Origin of the sequence: Actinomadura decatromicini, from assembly GCF_008121305.1 — a bacterium.
In the GTDB taxonomy this organism is placed as follows: Bacteria; Actinomycetota; Actinomycetes; order Streptosporangiales; family Streptosporangiaceae; genus Spirillospora; species Spirillospora syzygii.
Genome location: NZ_VSRQ01000008.1, coordinates 183,318 through 208,961, shown reverse-complemented (window position 1 = coordinate 208,961; position 25,644 = coordinate 183,318). Strand labels below are relative to the sequence as shown.

24 protein-coding genes are annotated in these 25,644 nt (G+C 73.1%); 11 read left to right on the top strand and 13 right to left on the bottom strand.

What is annotated here, in order from left to right; all coding sequences use genetic code 11:
- The first annotated feature begins 62 nt into the window (after positions 1-62).
- The 3 genes from FXF68_RS33765 to FXF68_RS33755 all read left to right on the top strand — a co-directional run bounded on the left by FXF68_RS33765 (position 63) and on the right by FXF68_RS33755 (position 3,095).
- Positions 63-1,136 carry an MBL fold metallo-hydrolase gene (locus FXF68_RS33765; protein ID WP_148766533.1) on the top strand — a complete coding sequence of 358 codons (1,074 nt, stop codon included), beginning with the start codon at positions 63-65 and terminating at the stop codon, positions 1,134-1,136.
- A 46-nt stretch (positions 1,137-1,182) separates the two neighbouring features.
- A complete protein-coding gene (locus tag FXF68_RS33760) occupies positions 1,183-2,376 on the top strand; it encodes an amidohydrolase family protein (RefSeq protein ID WP_148766531.1) in 1,194 nt (397 codons plus the stop codon).
- A 77-nt stretch (positions 2,377-2,453) separates the two neighbouring features.
- The gene (locus tag FXF68_RS33755) at positions 2,454-3,095 is read left to right on the top strand and encodes a TetR/AcrR family transcriptional regulator (RefSeq protein WP_148766529.1); all 642 of its coding nucleotides are present in this window, start codon (positions 2,454-2,456) and stop codon (positions 3,093-3,095) included.
- Between the two features lie 90 nt (positions 3,096-3,185).
- Here FXF68_RS33755 and FXF68_RS33750 read toward each other — a convergent pair whose 3' ends face one another.
- The 13 genes from FXF68_RS33750 to FXF68_RS33695 all read right to left on the bottom strand — a co-directional run bounded on the left by FXF68_RS33750 (position 3,186) and on the right by FXF68_RS33695 (position 17,434).
- A complete protein-coding gene (locus tag FXF68_RS33750; protein WP_187438231.1) occupies positions 3,186-3,821 on the bottom strand; it encodes a TetR/AcrR family transcriptional regulator in 636 nt (211 codons plus the stop codon).
- 224 nt (positions 3,822-4,045) lie between these two features.
- A complete protein-coding gene (locus FXF68_RS33745) occupies positions 4,046-5,116 on the bottom strand; it encodes a zinc-binding dehydrogenase (RefSeq protein ID WP_148766525.1) in 1,071 nt (356 codons plus the stop codon).
- A 14-nt stretch (positions 5,117-5,130) separates the two neighbouring features.
- Positions 5,131-6,588 (bottom strand): aldehyde dehydrogenase family protein, encoded by a 1,458-nt coding sequence (locus tag FXF68_RS33740; RefSeq protein ID WP_148766523.1) that lies wholly within the window; start codon positions 6,586-6,588, stop codon positions 5,131-5,133.
- Positions 6,589-6,592: 4 nt separating this feature from the next.
- A complete protein-coding gene (locus FXF68_RS33735) occupies positions 6,593-7,393 on the bottom strand; it encodes a hypothetical protein (protein WP_148766521.1) in 801 nt (266 codons plus the stop codon).
- The gene (locus FXF68_RS43310; protein WP_222870204.1) at positions 7,393-8,310 is read right to left on the bottom strand and encodes a TIGR03619 family F420-dependent LLM class oxidoreductase; all 918 of its coding nucleotides are present in this window, start codon (positions 8,308-8,310) and stop codon (positions 7,393-7,395) included. The genes FXF68_RS33735 and FXF68_RS43310 overlap by 1 nt, the downstream gene beginning before the upstream one ends.
- A complete protein-coding gene (locus FXF68_RS43305) occupies positions 8,307-9,839 on the bottom strand; it encodes a class I adenylate-forming enzyme family protein (RefSeq protein WP_222870203.1) in 1,533 nt (510 codons plus the stop codon). Before FXF68_RS43305 ends, FXF68_RS43310 begins: the two co-directional genes overlap by 4 nt.
- The gene (locus FXF68_RS33725; protein WP_246179092.1) at positions 9,836-10,624 is read right to left on the bottom strand and encodes an ABC transporter ATP-binding protein; all 789 of its coding nucleotides are present in this window, start codon (positions 10,622-10,624) and stop codon (positions 9,836-9,838) included. Before FXF68_RS33725 ends, FXF68_RS43305 begins: the two co-directional genes overlap by 4 nt.
- Positions 10,621-11,400 carry an ABC transporter ATP-binding protein gene (locus FXF68_RS33720; protein ID WP_148766519.1) on the bottom strand — a complete coding sequence of 260 codons (780 nt, stop codon included), beginning with the start codon at positions 11,398-11,400 and terminating at the stop codon, positions 10,621-10,623. The genes FXF68_RS33725 and FXF68_RS33720 overlap by 4 nt, the downstream gene beginning before the upstream one ends.
- Positions 11,397-12,440, bottom strand: a complete 1,044-nt coding sequence (locus FXF68_RS33715; RefSeq protein ID WP_148766517.1) for a branched-chain amino acid ABC transporter permease — start codon at positions 12,438-12,440, stop codon at positions 11,397-11,399. The genes FXF68_RS33720 and FXF68_RS33715 overlap by 4 nt, the downstream gene beginning before the upstream one ends.
- The gene (locus FXF68_RS33710) at positions 12,427-13,302 is read right to left on the bottom strand and encodes a branched-chain amino acid ABC transporter permease (RefSeq protein ID WP_148766515.1); all 876 of its coding nucleotides are present in this window, start codon (positions 13,300-13,302) and stop codon (positions 12,427-12,429) included. Before FXF68_RS33710 ends, FXF68_RS33715 begins: the two co-directional genes overlap by 14 nt.
- A gap of 3 nt (positions 13,303-13,305) precedes the next feature.
- The gene (locus FXF68_RS33705; RefSeq protein WP_148766513.1) at positions 13,306-14,472 is read right to left on the bottom strand and encodes an ABC transporter substrate-binding protein; all 1,167 of its coding nucleotides are present in this window, start codon (positions 14,470-14,472) and stop codon (positions 13,306-13,308) included.
- A gap of 44 nt (positions 14,473-14,516) precedes the next feature.
- The gene (locus FXF68_RS33700) at positions 14,517-15,710 is read right to left on the bottom strand and encodes an amidohydrolase family protein (RefSeq protein WP_148766511.1); all 1,194 of its coding nucleotides are present in this window, start codon (positions 15,708-15,710) and stop codon (positions 14,517-14,519) included.
- Positions 15,707-17,434 (bottom strand): N-acyl-D-amino-acid deacylase family protein, encoded by a 1,728-nt coding sequence (locus FXF68_RS33695; protein ID WP_148766508.1) that lies wholly within the window; start codon positions 17,432-17,434, stop codon positions 15,707-15,709. The genes FXF68_RS33700 and FXF68_RS33695 overlap by 4 nt, the downstream gene beginning before the upstream one ends.
- Before the next feature lie 431 nt (positions 17,435-17,865).
- Here FXF68_RS33695 and FXF68_RS33690 point away from each other — a divergent pair, with 431 nt between their 5' ends.
- The 8 genes from FXF68_RS33690 (at position 17,866) to FXF68_RS33655 (ending at position 25,631) form a co-directional block, all read left to right on the top strand.
- Complete coding sequence (locus FXF68_RS33690; RefSeq protein WP_148766506.1) at positions 17,866-19,035, top strand: acyl-CoA dehydrogenase family protein; 1,170 nt, start codon at positions 17,866-17,868, stop codon at positions 19,033-19,035.
- Positions 19,036-19,115: 80 nt separating this feature from the next.
- A complete protein-coding gene (locus FXF68_RS33685; RefSeq protein ID WP_148766504.1) occupies positions 19,116-20,207 on the top strand; it encodes an acyl-CoA dehydrogenase family protein in 1,092 nt (363 codons plus the stop codon).
- An 18-nt stretch (positions 20,208-20,225) separates the two neighbouring features.
- On the top strand, positions 20,226-21,395 hold the full coding sequence (locus FXF68_RS33680) for an ABC transporter substrate-binding protein (RefSeq protein ID WP_148766501.1): 1,170 nt from the start codon (positions 20,226-20,228) through the stop codon (positions 21,393-21,395).
- Positions 21,396-21,408: 13 nt separating this feature from the next.
- Positions 21,409-22,278: a branched-chain amino acid ABC transporter permease gene (locus tag FXF68_RS33675; protein WP_148766499.1), complete on the top strand. Its 870-nt coding sequence runs from the start codon at positions 21,409-21,411 to the stop codon at positions 22,276-22,278.
- Positions 22,279-22,303: 25 nt separating this feature from the next.
- Positions 22,304-23,311, top strand: a complete 1,008-nt coding sequence (locus tag FXF68_RS33670; protein WP_148766497.1) for a branched-chain amino acid ABC transporter permease — start codon at positions 22,304-22,306, stop codon at positions 23,309-23,311.
- A complete protein-coding gene (locus FXF68_RS33665; protein WP_187438230.1) occupies positions 23,308-24,093 on the top strand; it encodes an ABC transporter ATP-binding protein in 786 nt (261 codons plus the stop codon). The genes FXF68_RS33670 and FXF68_RS33665 overlap by 4 nt, the downstream gene beginning before the upstream one ends.
- On the top strand, positions 24,080-24,844 hold the full coding sequence (locus tag FXF68_RS33660; protein WP_148766493.1) for an ABC transporter ATP-binding protein: 765 nt from the start codon (positions 24,080-24,082) through the stop codon (positions 24,842-24,844). The genes FXF68_RS33665 and FXF68_RS33660 overlap by 14 nt, the downstream gene beginning before the upstream one ends.
- Positions 24,828-25,631, top strand: a complete 804-nt coding sequence (locus tag FXF68_RS33655) for an SDR family oxidoreductase (protein WP_148766491.1) — start codon at positions 24,828-24,830, stop codon at positions 25,629-25,631. The genes FXF68_RS33660 and FXF68_RS33655 overlap by 17 nt, the downstream gene beginning before the upstream one ends.
- Positions 25,632-25,644: the final 13 nt, after the last annotated feature.

Sequence of the window (25,644 nt, the reverse complement as noted above, 5' to 3'; positions counted from 1 at the left end):
TACCAGACGGCTGGTATATTCGAGAGACCGGGCGACGGCCGTCGGAGCGAGGGAACCCACCGATGAGTGAACACGAGCCGGGGCCGGTGTCCCGCGTGCAGTGGGAGGCGTGGCGGCGAAGGTCGATCCCGCCGGTCGAGGATCTGGGCGGCGGGCTGTGGTCGATCCCCGTCCCGCTGCCGCTGGAGGCGCTGCGCTACGTCCTCGTCTACGCGCTGGAGCTGCCGGACGGCGTGGCCGTCATCGACGCGGGCTGGGACACCGGCGAGGCGTGGGACGCGCTCACCGCCGGGCTCGGCGCGGCCGGGTTCGGCGTCGCCGACGTCCGCGCCGTCCTGGTCACGCACATCCACCCCGACCACTACGGGCTGGCCCACCGCATCCGCGAGGAGTCGGGCGCGTGGATCGGCCTGCACCCGGCGGACGCGGCGCTGCTCGAAGTCCGCTACGACGACGTCGACACCCTGATCGAGGACAACCGCGTCCTGCTGGAGCGCATCGGCACCCCGGACGAGCAGGCCCGCGAGCTGGCCCGCGCGTCGATGGGGATGCGCCGCTTCGTCTCGGTCGCGCGTCCCGACCGCCTCATCGAGGACGGCCGGCGCCTGGACCTCCCCGGCTGGGACCTGCGCGCGGTCTGGACGCCCGGCCACTCCCCCGGCCACCTGTGCTTCGCCGACCCCGGCCGCGGGCTGCTGTTCTCCGGCGACCACGTCCTGCCGAAGATCACGCCGAACATCTCGATGCATCCGCAGCAGCGCGCGAACCCGCTCCAGGACTTCTTCGACTCGCTGCGCAGGGTCGCCGGGCTGGACGTCCGGGAGGTCCTGCCCGCCCACGAGTACCGCTTCGCCGACCTGCCCGGACGGGTCGCGCACCTGCTGGAGCACCACGAGGAGCGGCTGGAGGAGATCGAGAAGGCGCTGCGCGAGCGGCCCGGCGCGGACTGCTGGCGGATCAGCAGCCGGCTCACCTGGTCGCGCCCCTGGGCGTCCTTCGACACGCACTCCAAGCGGGCCGCCACCGGCGAGACGCTCGCCCACATGCTCCTGCTCGAACAGCGCGGACGGCTGGTCAGATCGGGCGGCAGACCCGAGCGCTGGTGGCCGCCCGAGCTGCTTCCCGGCACCTTGTAACCTACCAGTCGTCTGATAGATTAGAGGGACTGAGGAGGAGGTCCGCATGCCATCTCGCCAACTCGGCTTCCCGGTGTTCGACGCCGACAACCACCTGTACGAGACGCGCGAAGCGCTGACCAGGCACCTGCCGGAGAAGTACCAGGGCGCCATCGACTACGTCGACGTCCACGGCCGCACGAAGATCGTCGTCCGCGGGCACATCAGCGACTACATCCCGAACCCGACGTTCGACCGCGTCGGCAAGCCGGGCGCCCAGGAGGAGTACTTCAAGCACGGCAACCCAGAGGGCAAGAGCATCCGGCAGATCATCGGCCGGGGCATCGACTGCCCGCCCGCCTTCCGCGAGGCCGGGCCGCGGCTTGAGCTGATGGACGAGCTCGGCCTCGGCTACTCGCTGATGATGCCGACGCTCGCCAGCCTCGTCGAGGAGCGCATGCGGGACGACCCCGACCTGTGCTCCGCCGCGATCCACGCCCTCAACCGGTGGATGTCGGAGGACTGGCCGTTCGCCCACGAGGGCCGCATCTTCTCCACCCCGATCATCACGCCCGGCCTGGTCGACAAGGCCATCGCGGAGCTGGAGTGGGTGCTCGACAAGGGCGCCAAGGTCGTCCTGATGCGTCCCGCGCCCGCGTGGGGCTACCAGGGGCCGCGCTCGTTCGCGCTGCCCGAGTACGACCCGTACTGGAAGCTCATCGAGGAGTCCGGCACGCTCGTCGTGTTCCACGCGTCCGACAGCGGCTACAACCGCTACTGGAACGAGTGGGAGGGGACGCAGCTCGAAATGCAGGCGTTCGCGCAGCCGATGCCGTTCACCGCGGCGATGCGCAACGCGCACCGCGAGATCCAGGACGCCGTCACCTCGATGATCTTCCACGGCGCGCTGTGGCGGCACCCCGGCGTCCGGATCGCGCTGATCGAGAACGGCGCCGGATGGGTGCCCCACCTGCTGGAGCACCTCGACGAGACCTACGGGACGATGCCGCAGGTGTTCCCGGAGAAGCCGTCCGAGACGTTCAAGCGGAACTTCTGGATGCACCCGTTCCACGAGGAGGACCCGCGCGGCCTGATCGAGCTGCTCGGCTCCGACCACATCATCTTCGGCTCCGACTACCCGCACGTGGAGGGGCTCGCCGACCCGCTGTCCTACGTCGACGAGCTCCAGGGCCTCGCCGAAGCGGACATCCGCAAGATCATGGGCGGCAACATGATGGGCCTGCTCGGCGTAGCCGCCTGATCGCGCGAGCACGGACCCCCGCCCCTCTTCCGCTGGTGGGGGTCCGTTTCCACCCGCGAATCCTCTAGGGTCGACACGTGGACGACGACAGCCCGGCCCAGCGGCCGCCCGCCGAGGAGCGCCCGTCCCGGCCGCGGGGCCGCCGCACGGCCGCGCTGCTGCTCGACGCCGCCGTGGAGGAGTTCACCGCGCACGGCTACCACGACGCGCGCATCGCCCGGATCGCCGAGCGCGCGGGGACCTCCTACGGCACCTTCTACCTGTACTTCACCGACAAGACCGACGTGCTCTGGGAGGCGCTGGAGCCCACCCGCACCGGGCTCGCGGACGTCCTGCGGACGCTCGGCCCGCTGACGCCCGGCCCGGAGGGACGGGCGGAGCTGGAGGCGTGGGTCCGCCGCTTCTGCGACCACCAGCAGCGGCACATGCCGATGTTCCGGGCGCTGGTCGAGGCGCAGGCCGCCGCCGAGGACATCGCCCGCAACGGCGTCGAGATGCTCGGCGAGTACCGCCGGATCCTCGCCGCCCGCATCCGGGAGAGCGACGCGATCGGGATCGACCCGAACCTCGCCGCGCTCGTCATCTACGCGACCCTCGAACGGACGAACTTCACCTATTACTACGGCTCGCTCGTCGCCAGTTACCGCGAGATCGTCACCGTGCTCACCGAGTTCGTCCACCGCTCCCTGTTCGGCGCCCCCGCGGCGTCCGCCGCCTGAGCCGACCTGGGGGCGGCCCCCAGATTCCGAGGGACGGTCAGGTGATCCTCGCGCGGCGGTCGCGTCGCCGCGGTCACCCGACCGTGCAGGTCAGCGGCCGCCGATGCGCAGGCGGGAGCCGGTGGGGACGCCGCCGCCGAAGAACGCCCGCTGGATCATCACCGCGAGCGTGTCGTGCAGGCGGTCGATGTCGATGTCGGAGTACTGCGAGCGGGCGTAGAAGTGGATGCGCTCGACCACCACGTACAGCAGGGCGGCGCGCAGCTCAGTCGGGACGTCGGACGCCGTCCCGGCCGCGTCGATCGGGCCGCAGAAGGCGGTGACGAGCTTCACGAACGCGGTGTCGGCCTCCTTGGCCAGCTCCGGGTCGAGCGGGGCGACGTTGTCGGTCCACGCCCTGATCACGCCGCTGAACCGGACGTGCAGCGCGTCGTAGTCGGCGAGGAACAGCCGCAGCCGGGCGCGGGCGTCCTCCTCGGGGCGCAGCGCGCCGAGCCGGTCGGCGAGCGCCCGCAGCTCGCGGAAGCAGTCGCCGCTCAGCTCGTGGAACAGGGCGCGCTTGTTCTCGAAGTACCGGTAGAACGTCGCCCGGGACGTGCCGGCCTGCCGGATCACGTCGTCGACCGTGGTCTTGGCGTAGCCGTGGCGGGCGAACGCCGCCAGGCCGGCCTCGGTCAGCCTCGACCGGAGTCCGCTCTCCTGGCCGGCCGGAACCGGTTCGGCCAACGGGCTCGACCCCCTCGACATTCGACGCCTGTCGGTCCCGGCGCGCGGCGCGCCGGCGGCATCGGCCCGTCCCGCCGGGCCGTGCGAGCATGGAGCTTACACGCTAATGACATGTGTGTATGCGACATCGTTGATCGATGCCGGGTAACGCCCGTGACGTAGGCTTTCGCGCGAAGATTCACTGATGTCACCCTTGGGCGGGAGCGGGGCCGCCGGTGCGCCGCTCAGGCGAGCGCGAGCACCCCGCGGTTCAGCCTCCCTCCGGCGAGGTCGTCGATCGCCGCGCCGATCCCGGCGAGGTCGTAGACGCGGCTCACCATGGCGTCCAGGTCGAAGCGCCCGGCGCGGTACAGGCCGACCAGCAGCGGGATGTCGTGCTGCGGGCGCGCCGCCCCGTACCGGCACCCGAGGATCGACTTGTTCTGGTACAGCGACGCGACCTGGAACGCGGCCTCCGCGTCGCGCGGCGGGACGCCGAGCAGCACGCACGTCCCGCCCCAGGCGAGCAGGTCGACGGCCTGCCTGATCAGGGACGGGTGCCCGACGCACTCGAAGGCGTGGTCGACGCCGTCCGGCAGGCCGAGGTCGCGGACGGCGGCGGGCACGTCGGCCACGGCGGACGCGTCGACGAAGTCGGTCGCGCCGAACCGGCGGGCCGTCTCCTCCTTGGCGGGGTTGGCGTCCACCACGACGATCCGCCCGGCGGCGGCGATCCGCGCCGCCTGGACGACCGACTGCCCGATCCCGCCCGCGCCGACGACCAGCACCGTGTCGCCGGGCCGGACCTGCGCGCGGTTGAGGACGGCGCCCGCGCCGGTCAGCACGGCGCAGCCGATCAGGCAGGCGGCGTCGAGCGGCACGTCCGGGTCGATCACGACGGCCTGCGACTCGTGCACGACCGTCCGCTCCGCGAACACCCCGGCGTTCGCGAACTGGTAGGCGGGCGCGCCGTCCAGGGTGAAGCGGTCGGCGCGGACGCCGAGCGAGGCGCGGCACAGCGTCGGCTCGCCGCGGTCGCAGGCGGCGCACCGGCCGCAGTTGCCGAGCGTCGTCAGCACCACGTGGTCGCCTGGCCCGACGTCGGAGACGGCGGGTCCGACCTCCTCGACGACCCCGGCGCCCTCGTGGCCCATGACGACGGGGGTGGGGAACGGGATCGTCCCGTTCACGACCGACACGTCGCTGTGGCACAGCCCCGCCCGGTGGACGCGGACGGCCACCTCGCGCGGCCCCGGCGCCCGCACCGAGACGTCGTCGCGGACCTCCAGCTCGCCGGTCCATACGATGCCGCGCATCGTGCCCCTCCCGTTCATCCCGGCCATACCAGGCTCTGGAATTCGGTGTAGGCGTGGAGGGCGAAGTCGCCGCCGTCCCGTCCCACGCCGCTCTTCTTGAATCCGCCGAACGGGGTCTCCGGGTTGCGGGCGACCGTGTTGATCCCGACGTTCCCGGCGCGGAGCCGCCGCGCCACGCGCATCGCGCGGACGGTGTCCCGCGACCAGACGTAGTCGTACAGCCCGAACTCGGTGTCGCCCGCGAGCGCGATCCCCTCCTCCTCGTCGTCGAACGGCAGCGCCACGACGACCGGGCCGAAGATCTCCTCGCGGACGGCCCGCGAACCGGGCGCGCAGCCCGCGATCAGCGTCGGCGCGACGTAGAAGCCGCGGTCGAGGGGCGGACGCGCGCCGCCCGCCAGGACCGTCCCGCCGTCCGCCGCGCCCGCCCGGACGTAGGACTCGACCCGCTCCCGGTGCGCGCCGCTGATCACCGGGCCGACGACCGTGTCCGGCGCGGCCGGGGCGCCGACCGGCAGCGCCCCCGCGATGGCCGCCAGCCGCTCGACCATCCGCTCGTACACGCCGCGCTGGACGATCAGCCGGGTCGGCGCGGTGCAGATCTGCCCGGAGTGGAACGTGTAGGTGCTCGCGGTGCCGCGCGCGGCGGCGTCGAGGTCGGCGTCGTCGAAGACGAGGCTCGCGCCCTTGCCGCCGAGTTCGAGCAGGAGCCGCTTGCAGTCGCGTCCGGCCGCCTCGGCGATCGCGGTGCCGACCGCCGTGCTGCCGGTGAAGCTCACCATGTCGACGTGCGGCGACGCGATCAGCGCCTCGGACGGCTCCGGCCCCGGCGCCACGACGAGGTTGACCGCGCCGGGCGGCATGCCCGCCTCGTGCAGCGCGCCGACCAGCGCGATCACGCCCAGCGGGTCCTGCGGCGCGGGCTTGACGACGACCGTCGCGCCGACCGCGAGCGCCGGGCCGATCTTTCCGACGACGTTGGTGAGCGGCACGTTGTAGGACGTCACGCACGCGACCACCCCGACCGGCTGCCGGACGGCCATCGCGTTGACCAGCCCGCCGCGGCCGACCGGGTCGGCCGCGGGCGGCAGCGGCACCTCGGGCGACGCCGCGGCGGAGCGCGCGTACCGGCGCAGCCGCGCGACGGCGGCGGGCACCTGCGCGGTGCGGGTCATCGCGGTCGTCGCGCCGGTCTCGGCCTGGACGAGCGCGAACAGCTCGGCGTAGCGGGCCTCCAGCAGGTCGGCGGCCCGGTCGAGGATCTCGGCGCGCTTCTCGGGCGGCGTCCGGGACCAGGCGGGGAACGCGTCGGCGGCGGCCCGCGCGGCGCGGTCGGCGTCGGCGGCGGACGCGCTCGGCGCGAGCCCGACGACCTCCTCGGTGGCCGGGTTCACGACCGGGTAGGCGCCGCCCTCCCCGTCCACCTGCTCGCCGCCGATCCACAGCCGCGCCGGGGTCTCGGTGGTGATCACCGGTTCACCACAGCTCGTCGGTGTAGGCGTCGGTGCCGACGATGGTCGGCAGGAACGGGGCGGCGAACGTGACACGTCCGGCGCCGCCCGCCTCGACCGCCTTCGCGTAGGCGCGGACGGCGTCCCAGCATTCGCGCGGGTCGCACTCCAGGAACACGAGCTGGACGACCCGTTCCGCGCTCCCGCCGGTGGTGCCCAGCGCCATCGGCGAACCGCCGCCGTTCCCGGTCGGGCCGGAACGCGGCGTCCAGGAGGAGACCGTGTCCACGCCGTCGGCCGCGAGCAGCCCGGTCGCCGGGCCGTCTTCGAGGTGGGTACGCAGGTCGTCCGCCGTGCCGCCGTCCGCCGGTTCGGCGACGATCACCGCGAGCCCCTTGTAGCCGTGGTCGAGCGCCAGCTCGATCGGGACGCCGTCGTCGTCGGCGTACCGGGCCGACTCGAACGTGTAGATGCCGGTGTGCGCGTGCGACCGCTCGGCGAAGCCCCGGCCGTTGTCGTACAGCCACCAGACGCGCTCCCCCGCCCAGGCGGTGTGCGCGTCCACTTTGCCTTCCAGGTACCAGTAGACGGAGAGGTAGGAGCCCGCGTCGAGCGGCTCGGCGAACGGGCTGCCCGCCGGGAAGCGCAGGTCCTTCAGCGCGCGGGGCGCGACCCAGCGGCCTCCGGCGAGGGCGTGCGGGCCGTCCATGACGCCCGCGTAGAAGTGGTCGCGCTCGTACCAGCGGTTGTAGGCGACCTCGTGGCCGCGGTGCGGGTCCACCATCGTGAACAGCATCGCGCCGACCTTGACCGGGTAGTCGTCCATCAGCCTTCCCCTCCGCCGCCGGCGAGCGGCATGACCTCGTGCGCGAACGCGGCGATCTGGTCGACGAGCTCCTCGTGCCCGCGGACCGGGAACGAGAGCTGCACGTGCGTGACGCCCAGCTCGGCCTCCGCCCGCAGCAGCGCGGCGATCTTCTCCGGCTCCCCGGTCACGGCGCGCTCCGGGACGCCGTCGTGCGGGACGCCCACGTACACGTGCATGCCGCCGCCGACCGCGAACGGGGCGTCCGCGCGTCCCGCCGCCGCGAGCCGGGCGCGCAGCGCGGACACGGCGGCGGCGGTCCCCTCGGGCGGCGGGCCCTGCGGCAGCCAGCCGTCGCCGAGCCGCGCGGCCCGGTCGATCGCGGCGGGCGACGAGCCGCCGATCCAGATCGGCGGGCCGCCCGGCTGGACGGGGCGCGGGCGCTGCCCGCCGTCCCCGCCGCCCCACTCGTCGGCGAACCTGGCCCGGATGGCGCGGACGGCCTCGTCCGTCCGGCGGCCGCGCTCGGCGAACGGGACGCCGAGCAGCGCGAACTCGCCTTCGAGGTGCCCCGCGCCGACGCCGAGCACGGCCCGGCCGCCGGACAGCGCGTCCAGCGTCGCGAACGCCTTCGCCGTCAGCAGCGGGTTGCGGTACGCGACGACGTACACGTGCGACATCAGCTTCACGCGCCGCGTGATCCCGGCCAGCCAGCCGAGCGTGGCGACCGTGTCGTACCAGGTCGTCGTCATGCGCGGGGCGTGCTCGCGCGGGATCGCGACGTGGTCGCAGACGGCGACGTAGTCGAACCCGTGCGCGTCGCACGCCTGCGCGACGGCGGCGATCTCGGCGGGCCCCGCGTCGCGCTCCCACGGCTGGGCGAACAGCGTCGACTGCGCCTGCACGGGCAACTGGAGCCCGAACGTCAACCCGCTCACTTGGACTCCCCGAAGCGTTCGCGGAGGCGGAACTTCTCGATCTTGCCGGTGGCGGTGCGCGGCATCCGCTCGATGAAGACGACGTCCTCGGGCACTTTGAAGTGCGCGAGCCGCTCCCCGGCGTAGCTCCGCACCTCGTCCGCGGCGGGCGGGACGGCCGGGTCGGACGCGACCGCGAACGCCATGACGCGCTCGCCGAGCACCGGGTCCGGGACGGCCAGCACCGCCGCCTCCGCGACGCCCGGATGCTCCCGCAGCACCGACTCGACCTCGATCGACGAGATGTTCTCCCCGCCGCGCCGGACGATGTCCTTCTTGCGGTCGACGAAGAAGAAGTAGCCGTCGTCGTCGAAGTAGCCGAGGTCGCCGGTGTGGAACCAGCGGTCGTCCAGCGCGGACGCGGTGGCCTCCGCGTCCTTGAGGTAGCCCGCGAAGCCGATCCTCGCCCGGTCGAAGACGACCTCGCCGGTCTCGCCGGGCGCGGCCGGCGTCCCGTCCGAGCGGACGATCGCCATGCCGGAGCCGGGGAACGGGCGGCCCGCCGAGCCGGGGCGGCGCGGCTCGTCCAGCCGCGTGTAGGTGCCCATGCCCGCCTCGGTCATGCCGTACCAGTCGATGACCGGCGCGCCGAACCGCTCCTCGATCGCGGGCGCGCCGCCCGCGCAGCCGAGGACGATCAGCACGCGGAACGCGTGGGTGCGCTCGTGCCACGCGGCGGGGCGTCCCATGAGGATGTTGACGATCGGGGCGAGCGTGAACAGGTAGGTGGGCCGGTAGAGGTCGACGAGGCGCCAGAACCGCCCGGCGGAGAAGCGGCGCGGGAAGACCGCCGCCGCGCCGTAGGCCAGCGCGGACATCAGCCCGCCGAAGCCGTTGCCGTGGAAGAACGGCGTCACGACCAGGGCCCGGTCGGACGCGGTGAGCCCGAACATCTCGTTGTAGTCGATCCCGGTCGCGGCGTTCGGCTCCGACACCACCGCCTTGGGGCGTCCGGTCGTCGTACCGGACGTGTACATGAGCAGCGGGGCCGACGCGGACGCGTCCCGGCGCGGACGGGCCTCCGGGGGCGGCGCGGTGGCGATCAGCTCGCCGTAGGAGACGGCGGACGGCGGCGGCGCGCCGCCCTCGTCGCCGGACAGCGCGATCACGTGCGCGAGGCCCGGGATCCCGGCGGCGAGCGCGACGGCGCGGGCGGCGAGGTCCGCGTCGCACACGACCGCGACCGAGTCGGAGTGCGCGCACACGTAGCGGGCCTCGGCGTCCGTCCACTCCGGGTTGGCCGCGACGGTGGCGAGGCCCGCCGCGCCCGCCGCCAGGTACGTCTCCACCCATTCGGGACGGTTCCGCGCCCACACGCAGATCCGCGCCCCGGCCGGGACGCCGAGCTTGACGCGCAGCGCGGCGGCCAGCGCGGACGCGTTCCCGGCCAGCTCGCCGTAGGTGCGGACGCCGTCCTGCTCGGTCAGCAGCGCGAGGCGGTCGGGGCCGATCTCGGCGTGCCCGGCGATGATGTCGAAGAGGGTGGTCATCCAGCCTGCCTCTCGTCGTGGTGGGCCTCGTGGCGGACCTCGGGGACGGCGTCGTGGTCGACGTCGTGGTCGGCGTCGGACTCGCGGGCGAGGTAGGACGCGAGCAGGCTCTCCCGGTCGGCGAGCTCGGCCGCCGGTCCGCTCATGGCGATCTCCCCGGCGGCCAGCACATAGGCGCGCTCGCAGAGGCCGAGCGCGAGCCCGGCGTTCTGCTCCACGACCAGGACGGAGATCTTCTCCCTGACCTCGCGCAGCGCCGCGTACACGGTGTCGACGACGGCTGGAGCGAGGCCGAGTGACGGCTCGTCCAGCAGGAGGAGGCGGGGCGCGGCGAGCAGGCCGCGGCCGATCGCCATCATCTGCTGCTCGCCGCCGGACAGCGTCCACGAGCCGCGCCGCCGCAGCTTCGTCAGCGGCGGGAACAGGTCGTAGACGTCGGCCAGCGTGAACTCCGCGGTGCGCCCGCCGCGCGCCACGGTCCCGACGAGGAGGTTCTCCTCGGTGGTGAGGCTGCGGAACGGCATCCGCCCCTCCGGGACGTGGACGAGCCCCGCGCGGGCGATCGCGTCCGGCGACACGCGGCGCAGGTCGGCCCCGCCGAAGCGGACCTCGCCGCGCGCCTTCACCAGCCCGGACAGCGCGCGGAGCGTGGAGCTCTTGCCCGCGCCGTTCGCGCCGAGCAGCGCGACGGTCTCCCCCTCCCCGACCTCCAGGTCGATGCCGCGAACCGCGTCGACCGGCCCATACGAAACAACCAGCCCACGAACCTCCAACAGAGCGCTCACCTCGCCTCCCCCAAATAGGCGCTGATCACTTCGGGGTGGGACCACACCTCGGCGGGGGTTCCGGCGGCGATGCGGCGGCCGGTCTGGAGGACGACGATCCGGCCGCACAGCCGCTCCAGGAACGCGATCTTGTGCTCCACCAGCAGCAGGCTGCCGCCCAGCTCGGCGACCTGCTCCAGCAGGTCGACGAGCCGCTCGGTCTCGACCGAGCTGAGGCCGGCGGCGGGCTCGTCCATCAGCAGCAGCCGGGGGCGCGCCATCAGCGCCCGCGCGATCTCCAGGTGGCGGCGCTCCCCGTACGCGAGCCCGGCCGCCGGCTGGTGCGCGCGGTCGAGCAGGCCGACGCGGCGCAGCGCCTCGGCGCCCTCGCTCCAGCGCTCGCGGTCGCGCGCCCACATCGAGCGGCGGCGCAGCCACGCGCTGGCGGTGGTGCGGCGGCCCCGGTCGCGGGACGCCACCATGACGTTCTCCAGGCAGGTGAGGCCCGGGTCGACCTGCGGCGTCTGGTAGGTACGGAACACTCCGTGCCGGGTGATGCGTCCGGGCTTGGACAGCGGGACCTCCGCGCCGTCCACCCGCACCGACCCGGACGCCCCGACCAGCCCGGACACCACGTTCAGCAGCGTCGACTTGCCGGACCCGTTCGGTCCGACCAGCCCGACGACCTCGCCGGGACGCACCTCCAGCGACACGTCGTCCACCGCCGTGACGCCGCCGAACCGGACGGTGATCCCGTCGCACCGCAGCAGCGGCGTCTCCTCCTTCACGGCGCTCATCGCTTCACCGCCCCTCCCGGCGGGCGCCGGGTGAGCCGGGCCCGGACCTTCTCCGGCAGCGACGCCAGCCCGCCCGGCAGCATCACGATCACCAGCAGGATGATCACCGCGTACACCAGCTCCTTGTAGTCCGCGAGGTCGCGCAGCCACTCGGGGACGAGCGTCAGGATGACCGCGCCGACCGGCGGCCCCCAGATCGAGCCGCTGCCGCCGAGCAGCAGCATGAGCAGCACGTCCAGGGAGATCTCGACGTGGAACGAGGACGGGTCGATGAACGCCGAGGTGTGCGCGAGCAGCGAACCGGCGGCGCCCATGTACCCGGCGCCGATGCCGAACGCCACCGCCTGGAGGCGGCGGGTGGGCAGGCCGGTGGTGCGGGCGACGTCGCCCATCGTGCGGGCGAAGATCAGGTCGCGCTGGGCGGGCGACCGCTCCACGAGCACGGCCAGCCCGATGCCGACGACGAGGACGCCGAAGGCCAGGTAGAAGTACTCGCGCGGGGTGTCCAGCGCCAGCCCGAAGATCTTCGTCTCGATGCCGTAGCGGCCGGTGCCGCCGCCGGTGAAGCCCGTCCAGTTGCGCATCACGATCATGGTCAGCTCGCCGAACGCGAGGGTCGCGATGGCGAACTGGATGAGCGGGCTGCGGGCGAGGGCGAGCTTGAGCAGCGTCCCGATCAGGCCGGTGACGAACACCGCCGTGACGAGCCCGACGAGGAACCCGCCGTGCTGCGACGCCCACACCGACGTGTACGCGCCGATGGCGTAGAACCCGACGGTGGCCAGGCTGAACTGCCCGGCGAGGGTGAGCTGGAAGTAGAAGCCGAGCGCCAGCAGCCCGTAGATCGCCGACGTGATCATGATGCCGGTGCCGTACAGGCCCTGCACGAGCAGCGGCAGCAGCGCCCCGAGGACGGCGACGGCGACGACCCACTCGCGCTGCCTCCGCTCGAAGATCGCGGGACGGATCGGCGGCGGGGCGGCGGCGCGGCCCCGGCGGGCGCGGCCCGTCCCCGAGGGGGCGCGGTCAGTAGCGGACACGGACGACCTCCCCGAACAGTCCGCTGGGCCGCAGCACCAGCGCGACGAGCAGGATCAGGTACGGGTACGCCTCGACGTAGTCGGCCGAGACGTATCCGGCGGCCATCTGCTGGACGATCGCGATCCCGAACGCCGCGAGGACGGTCGCGCCCATCCGGTCGAAGCCGCCGAGCACGGTCGCGGCGAACGACGACAGCAGCAGCGTGAACCCGAGCTGCGGCGACACGGTCAGCGTCGGCGCGACGAGCACCCCGCCGAGCCCGGCGAGCGCCGCCGACAGCCCGAACATCAGCACCGACAGCCGGGTGACGCGGATGCCCTGGAGCAGCGCGGTCTCCCGGTCGGCGGCGAGCGCGCGGACCTGCCGTCCGACCGACGACTTGTGCAGCATGAGCATCAGCCCGGCGAGCACGACGCCGGTCACCGCGACGATCAGCACGCTCTGGTACGGGATCGCGGCCCCGGCGAAGTGCCAGACCCTGCCGCCGAACGGGGACGGCAGCGTCTTCTGGTCGTTGCCCTGCCACAGGATGATCAGCGACCGCAGGCCGAGGGCCAGCGCGAACGTGGAGATGACGACGGCGAGGATCGGCTGCCGGCGCAGCGGCGCGTACCCGATCCGCTCCATCGCGACGCCCACGCCGAACACCAGCGCGACGACGATGAGGTAGGCGGGGATCGTGGCGATGCCGTGGTCCACGACCAGCCACACCCCGAAGTACGCGCCGAGCGTGAGCAGGTCGCCCTGCGCGAAGTTGACCACGCCCGTCGTCTGGTGCAGCAGGACGATCCCAAGCGCGATGAGCGCGGCGATCGCGCCCTGCGCGACGCCGGACGCCAGCAGGCCGACGAAATGGCCCATCGGTCAGCCCGCCCGGCTCGTCAGGCCGTCGTAGGTCTTGAGGAGCCTGCGTCCGGTCAGCCCGCCCTCGGCGTCGATGATGACGTCGGAGTGGTAGAGGTCGTTCTCCTCGTCCGCCTTGTAGGTTCCGCAGACGCCCTGGTGGGTGACGCCGCCGAGCGCCTTCGTGAGCGCCTTCGGGTCGGTGCCCCCGGCCTTCTCGATCGCGGCGGCCAGCACCCGGAAGGCGTCGTAGCCCTGCGCGAGCTGCGGGTTGGTCGGCGACGGCCCGTACTTCCTCTTGTAGGAGGCGACGTACGCCTGCGCCTCGGGCGACTGCGACAGGTCCGGGTCGCAGGCGATCACGTAGTGGTAGCCCTTGAGCTCGGCGGGCGGGTTGAGGCGCCCGCCGAGGATGGAGCCGCCGCTGTTGTCGCCGAACGTCGGCGCGGTCAGCCCGTTCTGCCCGCGCTGCCGCAGGAACAGCGAGTCGATCGTCGGGAAGCTCCAGGTCACGGTCGCGTCCACGCCGCGGAAGGCGAGGACGGCCTCGGTGAGGTCGGTCGCCGTCTGCGGCACCCGCCGCTCGACGATGTTCGTGACGCCGCCCGCCGTGAGGCCCGCGCGCAGCAGCCGCGCCGCCTCCTCCGAGCCCGGGTCGGTGCTCGCGAGCAGCCCGACCTTCTTCGGCTTGGCGTTGTTCACGATGTAGTCGGTGAGCGCCTGCGTCTGCATCGCCTCGGTCGGCCCGTAGCGGAAGACGTTGTCGACCTTCAGCGTCGACTTGCCGAGGGTGTGCGACTGCGCGACGTGCAGCGTCGGGATCCCGGCGGTCTTCAGCAGCGGCGCGGTCGCCTTCACCTGCGCGGTCGTGGCGAGCCCGACGATGGCGGCGGGCTTCTCGGCGAGCGCCTTCTTCACCGCCGTGAGGCCCTGCTGCGGGGTGAGGCCCCCGTCGTAGGCCTTGTACTCGACCTTGCGTCCGCCGATCCCGCCCTTGGCGTTGATGTCGGCGATCGCGAGGTCGATGGCGTAGTGCCGGTCCTTCGTGGCGTACTCCCCGGTCTCCGCGCCCATCCAGGCGATCTTGATCGGCTCGCCGGAGCCGGAGCCGGAGCCGCAGCCGGCGGCGGCGGCCGCGACGGCCAGGGCGGCGAGGACGGCGGGCGCGGTCCTTCTCCTGTGCGACATGCCCGTGGTCTCCTCTGTGCTTGGGGGTGGGGTGAGGGAGCGGGTCAGGCCGCGATGCCGTAGCGCTCCAGGCCGAAGGCCCGGATCGCGTTGCCGCGCAGCAGCTTGTAGATCTCGGTGTCGTCCAGGCCCGCCTTGTCGCAGATGCGGGCGGCCACGTCGGCGGAGTCGGGGTAGGTGCTGTCGGCGTGCGGGTAGTCGGTCTCGAAGCAGATCTGGTCCATGCCGATGACGTCGCGGTTGGCGAGGCCGGTCTCGTCGTCGAAGATGCAGCCGTACACCCGGCCCCGGATGTAGCTGGTCGGCGGCTCGGGCAGGTCGGTGCCGAACGAGTTGTCCGACCGCTCGTGCCAGAGCTTGTCGGCGCGCTCCATCACGTACGGCATCCAGCCGACCTGGCCCTCCGAGTAGGCGAGCGTGAGGTTCGGGAAGCGGGCGAGCGTCCCGGAGAAGACGAAGTCGAGCATCGAGCCCATCGCGTTCTGGAACGTGAGCGTGGAGCTGATGATGAACGGCGCGTCCGGCGACGTCCCCGGCATGCTGGACGACGACCCGATGTGCAGGCACACGACGGTGCCGGTCTCCTCGCAGGCGGCGAAGAACGGGTCCCAGACGCCGGAGTGGATGGACGGCAGCCCGAGCGGATGCGGGTTCTCCGAGAACGTCACCGCGTGGCTGCCCTTCGCCGCGCACCGGCGGACCTCCTCGGCGGCGAGCTCGGCGTCCCAGAGCGGGACCATGGACAGCGGGATCAGCCGTCCGCGCGCCGGGCCCGCGCACCACTCGTCGATCATCCAGTCGTTGTAGGCGCGGACGCAGAGCAGGGCGAGCTCCTTGTCGTCCCGCTCCATGAACGCCTGCCCGCAGAACCGGGGCAGGGTGTTCGGGAAGCAGAGCGACGCCTCCATGTGGTTGGCGTCCATGTCGGCGAGCCGGTCGGCCTGCTTCCAGCAGCCGGGGCGGATGTCGTCGAAGGTGACCGCGCCGAACCCGACCTCGTCGAACCCGACGGCGGCGGACAGCTTCATCAGCGGCGTGACGAGGTCGTCGTACAGCCAGACGTCGGCCCAGTCGCCGTCGGGGTCCTCGCGCCACCCGCCCGGCATGCTCAGCCTCCCCTTCTGCCGGACGATCCGCGGCCCCCGGTCGAGGAAGCGGCCCGGCAGCCGGGAGGTCCACAGGTCGGGCGGCTCGACGACGTGGTCGTCGACGGAGATGATGCGCGGAATCGTGGTCATCGCAGCGCTGCCTTCCTGGTCTGGACGGTGTCGGTCTCGGTGCCCGAGCGCAGGACCGTCCCGGGCAATCTCCCGGTCGGCACGCCGTCCCGGATCGTCTCGACGCCGTTGACGAAGACGTGCTTCACGCCGACCGACTCCGCGATCAGCCGGGGGCTCTCGCCGGGCAGGTCGGGGACGAGGGTCGCCGGTCCCGCGTCCACGGTCTCCGGGTCGAACACGACGACGTCGGCGTGGTAGCCGGGTTCGAGGCGGCCCCGCCCGCGCAGCCCGAACAGCCGGGCCGGGACGTCCGACAGCAGCTGGACGGCCCGCTCCAGCGACACCAGCCTGCGGCCGCGCAGCGAGTCGGCGAGGAACCGGGTGAAGTACGGCGACCCGCACATCCGGTCGAGGTGCGCGCCCGCGTCGGAGCCGCCGAGCATCACGTCCGGGTGCTCCCACACGAGGCTCCGCAGCGCCCAGTCGTTGGCCGTGTCGCTGGTCGGCTGCGGCCACAGGACGGTCCGCAGCTCGTCCTTGCAGACGATGCCGGCGAGGGTGGTGAACGGGTCCTCGCCGCGCTCGGCGGCCAGCTCGTCCACCCGGCGCCCGACGAACTCGCGCAGGTCGGGGTGGAAGGCGTCGCCGATGACGTAGTTGCCGAACTCGGCGAGCCGGGCGAACGAGCTGGTGCGCGCCTTGGCGAGCATGTCCTCGCGCACCCGCGGGTCGCTCAGCCGCTCGACGCGCTCCTCGACGGTGCCGCGCAGGACCTCGTCCCAGCCGGGGATCAGCCAGAGGGCGCAGAACGTCCGGAAGCTCATGTTCATCGGGACGAGGATCGGCATCGTCAGCGCGACGACCCGGCCGCCCAGCTCGCGGGCGCGGGCGGCGGCGCGGAGCTGGTGCGCGATCTTGTCGGCGTCGGTGGAGTCGACGCTGAGCACGTTCCAGTTGAGCGGGCGGCCGGCCGCGGCGCTCATCGTCGCGAACAGCTCGATCTCGTCGTCGCTGAACCGGTCGAGGCAGCCCTGCACCATCCCTTCGAGCGTCGTGCCGGGGTACTCGCCGACGACCCGGCACAGGCTGATCAGCTCCTCCGGCGAGGCCCAGCGGGACGCGACCGGCTCCCCGTCGCCGTCCTTGTGGGTGGACGACCGCGTCGTCGACAGGCCGAGCCCGCCCGCCGCGAGGGACCGGCGCAGCACGTCGGCCATCTCCGCGACCTCCCGCCCGGTCGCCTCCCGTCCGATGGCGTCCGGGCCCATGACGTAGCGGCGCAGCGCGCAGTGCCCGACGAGGAAGCCCGCGTTGACGCCGAGGTTGCCGTCGAGCCCGCCGAGGAACTCCCCGAAGCTCTCCCACTTCCAGTCGACGCCCTCTTCGAGCGCGGCGAGCGGCATGCCCTCGACCTGCGCCATCATCCGGCGCAGGTAGTCGCCGTCGCCCTTGTTCAGCGGGGCGAGGGTGAAGCCGCAGTTGCCGCCGATCACGCTGGTGACGCCGTGCCAGCTGGACGGCGTGGCGAACGGGTCCCACCAGAGCTGGGCGTCGTAGTGGGTGTGGGGGTCGACGAAGCCGGGGCCGACGACGAGGCCGTCCGCGTCCAGGGTCTCGCGGGCCGGCTCGTCCAGCGTCCCGACCGCCGCGACGCGGCCGTCCCGGATGCCGACGTCGGCGGTCACCGGCCGTCCGCCGCCGCCGTCTACCACCGTCGCGCCGGTGATGGCGAGGTCGAGCATCGCTCCTCCTAGGTCTTGGCGGGGTCGCGGGTCGCATCGGCCGTTGGTTGAGGAGTATGTATCGGGTCTCGATGGCTGACAAGACATGGATGTCAACTAACGTCGCTGGGCCATGACTAGCCCGTATATCAAGCTGATTCGCATGTCTAGACTGGTTTTCCAGCAGCCGCGCGCCTACCCTCCGCGCGGCGCACACAAGACGCGAATGTCATGTTCTGGACGGCCCTTCCGGAGCGCCGGGGCGAGCGCCCGCCGAGCGCGGAGTCCGATGTCGGCCAACCGGCCCGCACCCGCCGAAAGACGCCCCCAGCAGCCGCACAACCGGACGGTCGTCAGACGAAATCTCTACCAACCGTCTGGTAGACACTCGGGTGACCCGCGGGCTACCATCCCGGCATCGACGCGCTGGTCGTGACCGAGGAGGCCGTGCAGTGGAGTTCGCCTTCAGCCCGGAAGAGGAACTGTGGCGGCAGGAGGTCCGCGACTTCCTCGACGCCGAACTGCCGCCCGAGAAGGCGTTCAACCACGAGTTCGTCGAGGACGACGAGCTGTGGGAGTTCGCCCGCGAGTTCACCCGCCGGGTCGGCCGCAAGGGCTGGATCGGGCTCACCTGGCCGACGGAGTACGGCGGGCTCGGCCGGCCGCTGACCGAACGGCTGATCATGGCGGAGGAGTTCGCGCTCCGCGACGCCCCGTTCGTCAACATGATCGGCTACGGGCTGGCCGCCGGGACGCTGCTGGTCGGCGGCACCGAGGAGCAGAAGCGCCGGTTCCTGCCGGAGATCGCCAGGTTCGAGGAGTTCTGGGCCGAGGGGCTGACCGAGCCGGGCTCGGGCTCGGACCTCGCGTCCCTCACCACCCGCGCCGTCCGGGACGGCGGCGACTGGCTCATCAGCGGCCAGAAGACCTACACCACCTGGGGCCACCGCGCCGACGTGATGTACCTGGCCGCCCGCACCGACCCGGACGCGCCCCGCCACCGCGGCATCAGCATCTTCCGCCTCGACCTGACGCTGCCGGGCGTCTCGTTCTCCCGGCTCGACAACCTCGGCGGCGGCCGCCAGAACCACACCTACCTCGACAACGTGCGCGTCCCCGGGGACATGCTGATCGGCGAGGTCGGCAAGGGCTGGTCGTACATCATGAACGCCTTCTACGCGGCGGGCGGCGTGTCCGCCCGGCACGCCGAGCTGCAGCGGATGCTCGGCGCCGTCCTCGACCACTGCAAGACGACTGTCCGGGGCGGGCGGCCGCTGGTCGACGACCCGGGCGTCCGGTCCAGGCTCGCGGAGCTGGCGCTGATGGTGGAGACCGAGCGGCTGCTCGCCTACGAGTCGCTCGGCGACGCCCTCAACGGGCGGACGCCCGCGTTCGCGGGGGCGCTCGGGCACGTCGTCCACAAGGAGCACCAGCCGCTGTTCGCCCAGCTCGTCGGACAGATCGTCGGGCCGCTCGGGCAGTTGAGCGCCGGCAGCCGCTGGGCGGCGCTCGGCGGCGACGCCGAGGCCTGGTACCGCGCCTCCTACGCCAACCACGCGGGCGGCACCTCGCAGGTCAAGCGGATGGTGCTCGCCACCCGCGGCCTCGGCCTCCCCCGCTGACGGCACCGCCGACATCCCGTTCCGCCGTCCCCCGCCGACCCCGCCCCGCCGACCCGGCGGTCCCGACAGGAGGATCACGCATGGACGTCGCACCGGAGGACCGGCAGGCCGAACTGGCCGAGGTCGCCCGCCGGCTGTTCGCCGCACGCTGCCCGACCGACGTCGTCCGGGATCTGGAGGGCTCGCCGGACGGCCACTCCCCCGACCTGTGGCGGGAGATGGCGCGGCTCGGCTGGCTGGGTCTCGGCCAGCCCGGCACCGGCTCGGGGATCGCCGACCTGGTCGCCCTCTACACCGAGATGGGACGCGCGCTCGTGCCGAGCCCGCACCTGCCGTCCGCCGTCGTCGCCGCGCAGGCGCTCGTCGCCGCGGGCGGGCGGGACGCCCTCGTGGCCGAGATGGCCGCCGGGGAGGCGATCGTCGTCCCGGCGCTGGCGGAGGAGTCGGGCGAGTACGACCCGGACGCGCTCACCGTCCGCGCCGAGCCTGACGGCGGCGGGCACCGGCTCAGCGGGACGAAGCTGCTCGTCCCGTTCGCGCACGTCGCGTCGCGGCTGCTGGTCGCGGCCCGCGCGCCGGAGGGCGTGACGCTGTTCCTCGTCGACCCGGCGGACTGCGCGGTCGAGCGGCTGCCCAACATCGCGGGCCATCCGCTGTTCGCCGTGACCTTCGACGGCGTGACGGCGCCCGCGGACACGCTGGTCGGTTCGCCCGGGGCGGGACACGACCTGCTCGGCCCCGCGCTCGACCGCGCGGCCGTGCTGCGCTGCGCCGAGATCGCGGGGGCGGGCGAGGCGCTGCTGGAGATGACCGTCCGGTACGCGAAGGAGCGCGAGCAGTTCGGGCAGGCGATCGGACGGTTCCAGGCCGTCCAGTACCTGTGCAGCGACATCGCGATCGACGGCCACCTGACCGCGCTGCTCGCCCGGCAGGCGGCGTGGGCGCTCGACCGGGGCGGCGCGGCGCGCCGCGAGGTCGCCGCCGCCAAGGCGTACGGGGGACGCGCCGCGCAGCGCGTCGTGCACTGCGCGCACGAGGTGCACGCGGGGATGGCGTTCATGCTGGAGTCCGACGTCCAGCTGTTCACCCGCCGCGCGAAGCACTGGGAGTACGACCTCGGCGGACAGGCCCGCCACGAGGACGAGCTTGTGACCGCGCTTCAGGAAGCCTGAGCGGCGAGAGGAGACGTCATGCGCGTCAGAAACCCCGGAGCCGGGCACGTCCTGGCCCTCGTCTCCCTCTGCGGCCTCGCGGCGGCGGGCTGCGGCCACCTCGGCGGCGGCGGAGGGTCGGACGACACGATCGACATCGGCGCCCTCGTCTACCAGACGGGCCCGCTGGCCCAGAAGGGCGCGACGAACAACCTGACGATGGCGGCCGACGACGTCAACGCCGCGGGCGGCGTCGACGGCCGCAAGATCAAGATCAAGTTCTACGACATCGGCGGCCTCACCCCGCAGCAGGGCCGCACGGCCGCGCAGCGGGCGCTCGCCGACAAGCCGGACGCGCTGATCGGCCCGTCCGTGTCCGCGCAGACCAACGCCTTCCTCGGGCTGCTGCCGAAGGCCGAGGTCCCGCTGATCAACGTCTCGGCGCAGCGGGAGAGCGACCCGGGCCAGCCGCAGGGCAACCCGTGGACGTTCCGCATCTACCACCGCGTCGACCGGATGGCGGAGGCGATCTCCCGCGTCATGGCCGAGCAGCTCAAGGCGAAGAACGTCGTCGTCACGCACTCGACCGACGACACGAGCACCCACGTCAAGGACGACGTCGTCAAGGACCTCAAGGCCAAGCAGATCAAGGTCATGAAGATCGCCTCGTACACGCCGGAGGCGACGGACCTGACGAACGCGGCGCTCGCCACGCGCGGCGCGGACGCGGTCGTCGCCCTCGGGTACCCGCAGCCGCTCGGCCTGATGGTCAAGCAGATGCGGGCCAACGGGATCAAGTCCCCGATCGTGTTCGACCCGGGCGCCGAGGCGGGCGTGAAGCTGCTCTCCCCGAGCGACCTCACCAACACGAGCATGGTCGCGGCGTGCCGTCCGCAGGCGACGCAGGGGCAGGACCCGGTCGCCAAGAAGTTCATGGACGCCTACACCGGCAAGTACCCCGGCTCGTACGTCAACGGCTACTACTACGAGGCCGTGCAGCTCATCGCCCAGGGCATGAAGAACTCCAAGGGCGAGGGCGGCGCCAAGCTCCGCGAGGGCCTCGCCGCGATCAAGGGGTTCAAGGGCATCTGCGGGGAGTCCTCCGCCGACCCCGACCAGAACTTCATCCACGACTACAAGGTCGTGAAGCTGGACGGCGGCAAGGAGACCCTCGGCGGGATCGTCTCCGGCCTGACCGGCGCCTACTGAGGCGGGCGGCGCGATGGACAGGTTCATTGCACTGCTGTTCGCAGGGTTCTCGACGGGCGCGGTGTACGCGCTGGTCGCGTCGGGGATCGTCCTCGTCCACAAGGCGAGCGGCGCGGTCAACTTCGCGCAGGGCGACCTGCTCACCCTCGGCGCGTTCGTGTACCTGGCGTTCACCGGCGCCATGCCGCCGATGGCGGCGGTCGGGCTGACGATCGTCGTGCTGTTCGTGGCGGGCGGGGCGATCGAGCGGATCGTGTTCGTCCCGCTGCGGGACCAGCCGAGACTCACGGTCGCGGTCGCGACGTTCGGGATCGCGCTGGCGATCCAGGCGGGGCTGACCGTGTGGCAGGGGTCGGACCCCCAGTCGGTGCCGTCCGCGTTCGGGCACGGGTCGGTGGACGTCTTCGGCACGCCGCTGCCGGTCCTGTCGCTCTGGACGATCCTGATCACCGCGATCGTGTTCGCCGGGATGTACGCCCTGTTCCAGTTCACCCAGATCGGGCGGATGGTCCGGGCGCTCGCCGCCGACCGCGAGGTCGCCGTCCTGTACGGGGTCCCGGCGAGCGGGCTGAACTTCCTCACGTTCGGGCTGTCCGGCGCGCTCGCCGCGCTGGGCGGGGTGCTGCTCGGCCCGTCGATCGCGATCAGCCCGATGATGGGCTTCAGCATCGTGCTGTTCGTCTTCGCGGCCGTCACCATCGGCGGCTTCGACAGCATGGGCGGGGTGGCCGCGTCGGCCGTGGTGCTCGGGGTGGCGCAGCAGCTGCTCACCGGCTACGTCTCCAGCGCGTACACGAACGCCTACCCGTTCCTCGTCATGCTCGCCCTGCTGCTGGTCAGGCCCACGGGACTGGCCCGCCCGATCGCCGCCGAGCGGTTCTGACCGGACGAATGGAAGGGGAATCGCGATGACGTCGACACGCGCCACGACGGGCACCCGCGCGAACACGGCGCTCGGCTCCGGCCTGGTCTGCTACCTGATCGTCGGCTACGTGATCGCCATGGGCGGCGACGGCTACCTGCTGACGGTCGCCTCGCTCGCGGCGGTGAACGTCGTGCTGGCGGTCGGGTTCAGCATCGTCTACGCGCAGAGCGGCCAGTTCAGCTTCGCCACGGCGGGCCTCGCGGCGGCGGGCGCCTTCGGCTACGCCTGGTTCGCCGAGCACATGCCCGCGGAGATCGCCATGGTCGCGGCGGTCGCGGCGACGACCGTCCTCGGGCTGGCGATCCGGCTCGCCACGATCCGGCTCAGCCGGCTGTACTTCGCGATCGCGTCGGTCGCGGTCGGCGGGCTGATCACCATCGTGCTGGTCAACTGGGAGTCGCTGTCCGGCGGCGCGTCCGGGGTCGGGCCGGTCCCCGCCGTGACGTTCGGGATGGTGGACGGCGACGAGCTGGCAGGCGTCTTCCTGATCGCCTGGCTGCTGTCGGCGGTGGCGGTGGCCGCGGGCTCGCTGCTGTACCGGTCCGCCTGGGCCCGCGACCTGCTCGTGGTGAAGGACCTGCGGCACATCGGGCAGAACGACGGGCTGCCGATCCGGCGGCTGGAGCTGGAGGCGTACGCCGTCCACGCGGCGTTCACCGGGCTCGCCGGGGTGATGCTGGCGAGCACCGGCACCTTCATCTCCATCGCCTCGTTCGACATCTCCATGGCGCTGCAGGTGCTGATCATGGTGGTGCTCGGCGGGTCGGGCCGGGTGCTCGGCCCGGTCATCGGCGCCGCCGTCGTCACCCCGCTGCCGGAGATCCTGCACGGCGCGGGCAAATGGTCCGGGATGGTCTACGGGATCACGCTGCTGATCGTCCTCGTGGCGCTGCCGGACGGCGTGCTCGGCCTCTGGGACCGGTTCCGCGCCTGGGCCCGCGCCCGGCTCGTCAGACCCGGGACGGTCCGGGTGGAAGGAGGCAGCCCGTGAACGTGCCGGAGGTGAACGCTCTGGAGGTCAGGGACGTCAAGGTGCGCTTCGGCGGCGTCTACGCGCTCAAGGGCGTGTCGCTGGCGGTGCCGTCCGGGATGTGCGTGGGGCTCACCGGCCCCAACGGTTCGGGAAAGTCGACGCTGGTCAACGCGGTGACCGGGGTCGTGGACGCGGAGGGCGAGGTCCGCGCGCAGGGCACCCCGCTGCGGCTCTCCAGGCCGGGCCGCGCCGCCCGGCTGGGGCTGCGCCGGACGTACCAGACGCCGCGCGTCCACCCGAAGCTCACTGGGATCGAGAACGTCTGCACCGGGCACCGGCTGATGGCGGGGCGCAGCGCGCCCGCCGCCGTGTTCCGGCGGATGCGGGCGGGCGCCGCCGAGCGGGACCGGCGGCGCGACGCCGCCGCCGCGCTCGACCGGGTCGGCGGCTCCGCGGCCGCCGACGTCACCGGCGCGGTGATGACCTACGGGCAGCGGCGGCTGGTGGAGCTGGCGCGCGTGCTGGTGGCGGAGCCGCGGGTGCTGCTGCTGGACGAGCCGTCCGCCGGGCTGAACGACACGGAGGTCACCGCGCTGCGGACGCTGATCGCCGACCTCGCCGCGGAGGGCGTCGGGGTACTGCTCATCGACCACCGGATCTCGCTGCTCAACGAGGTCTGCGACCGGCTGGTCGTGCTGGAGGAGGGGCTCAAGCTGCACGAGGGCGAGCCCGCGGACGTCTGGCGGCACGACCGGGTCCGGGCCGCCTACATCGGGGAGCTGGACGATGCTGGAAATTGAGCGGCTGTCGGTCCGGTACGGGCCGGTGCGGGCGGTGGAGGGGCTGAGCCTGACCGTCGCGTCGGACGCGGCCGTCGCGGTCCTCGGGCCGAACGGCGCGGGCAAGACGTCGACGCTGCGCGCGGTGTCGGGGCTCGTCGTGCACGGCGGGAGCGTCCGGCTGGACGGCGCCGAGCTGGCGCAGCGGTCGCCGCGGCGGATCGCGAAGGCGGGCGTCGTCCACGTGCCGGAGGGGCGGCGGGTGTTCGGCAGCCTCAGCGTCGAGGAGAACCTGCGGGTCGCGACCGTGGCGGGCCGCGGCCGTCCCGCGCGGTTCTCCATCGCCGACGTGTACGACCTGCTGCCCGCGCTCGCGGCGATGCGCTCGCGCGGCGCGTGGGCGCTGTCCGGCGGCGAGCAGCAGATGCTCGCGATCGGCCGCGCCCTCGTCGCCTCGCCCGGCGTCCTGCTGCTGGACGAGCCGTCCCTCGGCCTCGCGCCGTCGGTCGCCGACCGGATCTACGACACGTTCCGGCGGCTGAAGGGCGCGGTGGGGCTGCTGATCGTGGAGCAGGTCGCGTCCCGGGTGCTCGGGATCGCGGACACGGTCGTGGTCATGCGGGAGGGGCGCCCGGTCGGCAGCGGCCCGGCATCGGAGTTCACCGACCCGCACCGGCTCGCCCGGCTGATGATCGGCGTCGGCGCCGACGACGGCGCCCCGGACGTGCCGGGGCCGGACGTGACGGAGGGGCAGCGTGCCGCCGACGTATGACGCGAGACGGCTGCTGGACGGCCGCACGGTGATCGTCTCGGGCGTCGGCCCGGGGCTCGGCCGGCAGACCGCGCTGGCGGCCGCCGCGGCGGGCGCGTCGGTGGTGCTCGGCGGGCGGTCGGCGGAGGCGGTCGGCGAGGTCGCCGCCGAGGTGGCCGTGACCGGGGCGCGGACGGCGCGGCTGCTCTGCGACGTCACCTCGGACGCCGACTGCCGCGCCCTCGTCGCGCTCGCCCGGCGCGAGTTCGGCGGCGTCGACTGCGTGGTGAACAACGCGTTCGCGTCCGCGCCGCACGGGACGACCCTGGACAACGCCGACGTCGACCAGTGGCGGGAGACGATGGACGTCACCCTCTTCGGGTCGCTGCGGATGACCAAGGCGGCGCTGCCCGAGCTGCGCCGCAGCCGGGGCTCCGTGGTGTTCGTCGGCTCGCAGAGCATGCGGCGGATCAAGGCGGGCCGCGGCCCGTACGCCACGGCGAAGTCGGCGCTGGTGACGGCGGCGCAGGTGCTGGCGCGGGAGGTCGGCCCGGACGGGATCCGGGTCAACACGATCGTCCCCGGCCGGATGTGGGGCCCGTCGCTGCGCACCTACATCGACCGGCTCGCCGCCGAGCGCGGCACGAGCGCCGAGACCGAGACGCGGAGCATGGTGGGCGACAACGCGCTGCCCCGGCTGACCAGCGACGAGGAGTGCGCCCGGGTGATCGTCTTCCTGGCGTCCGACCTGTCGTACGGGATGACCGGCCAGACCGTCGACGTGAACGCGGGCGAGACGTTCCACTGAGGAGGCGACCGGA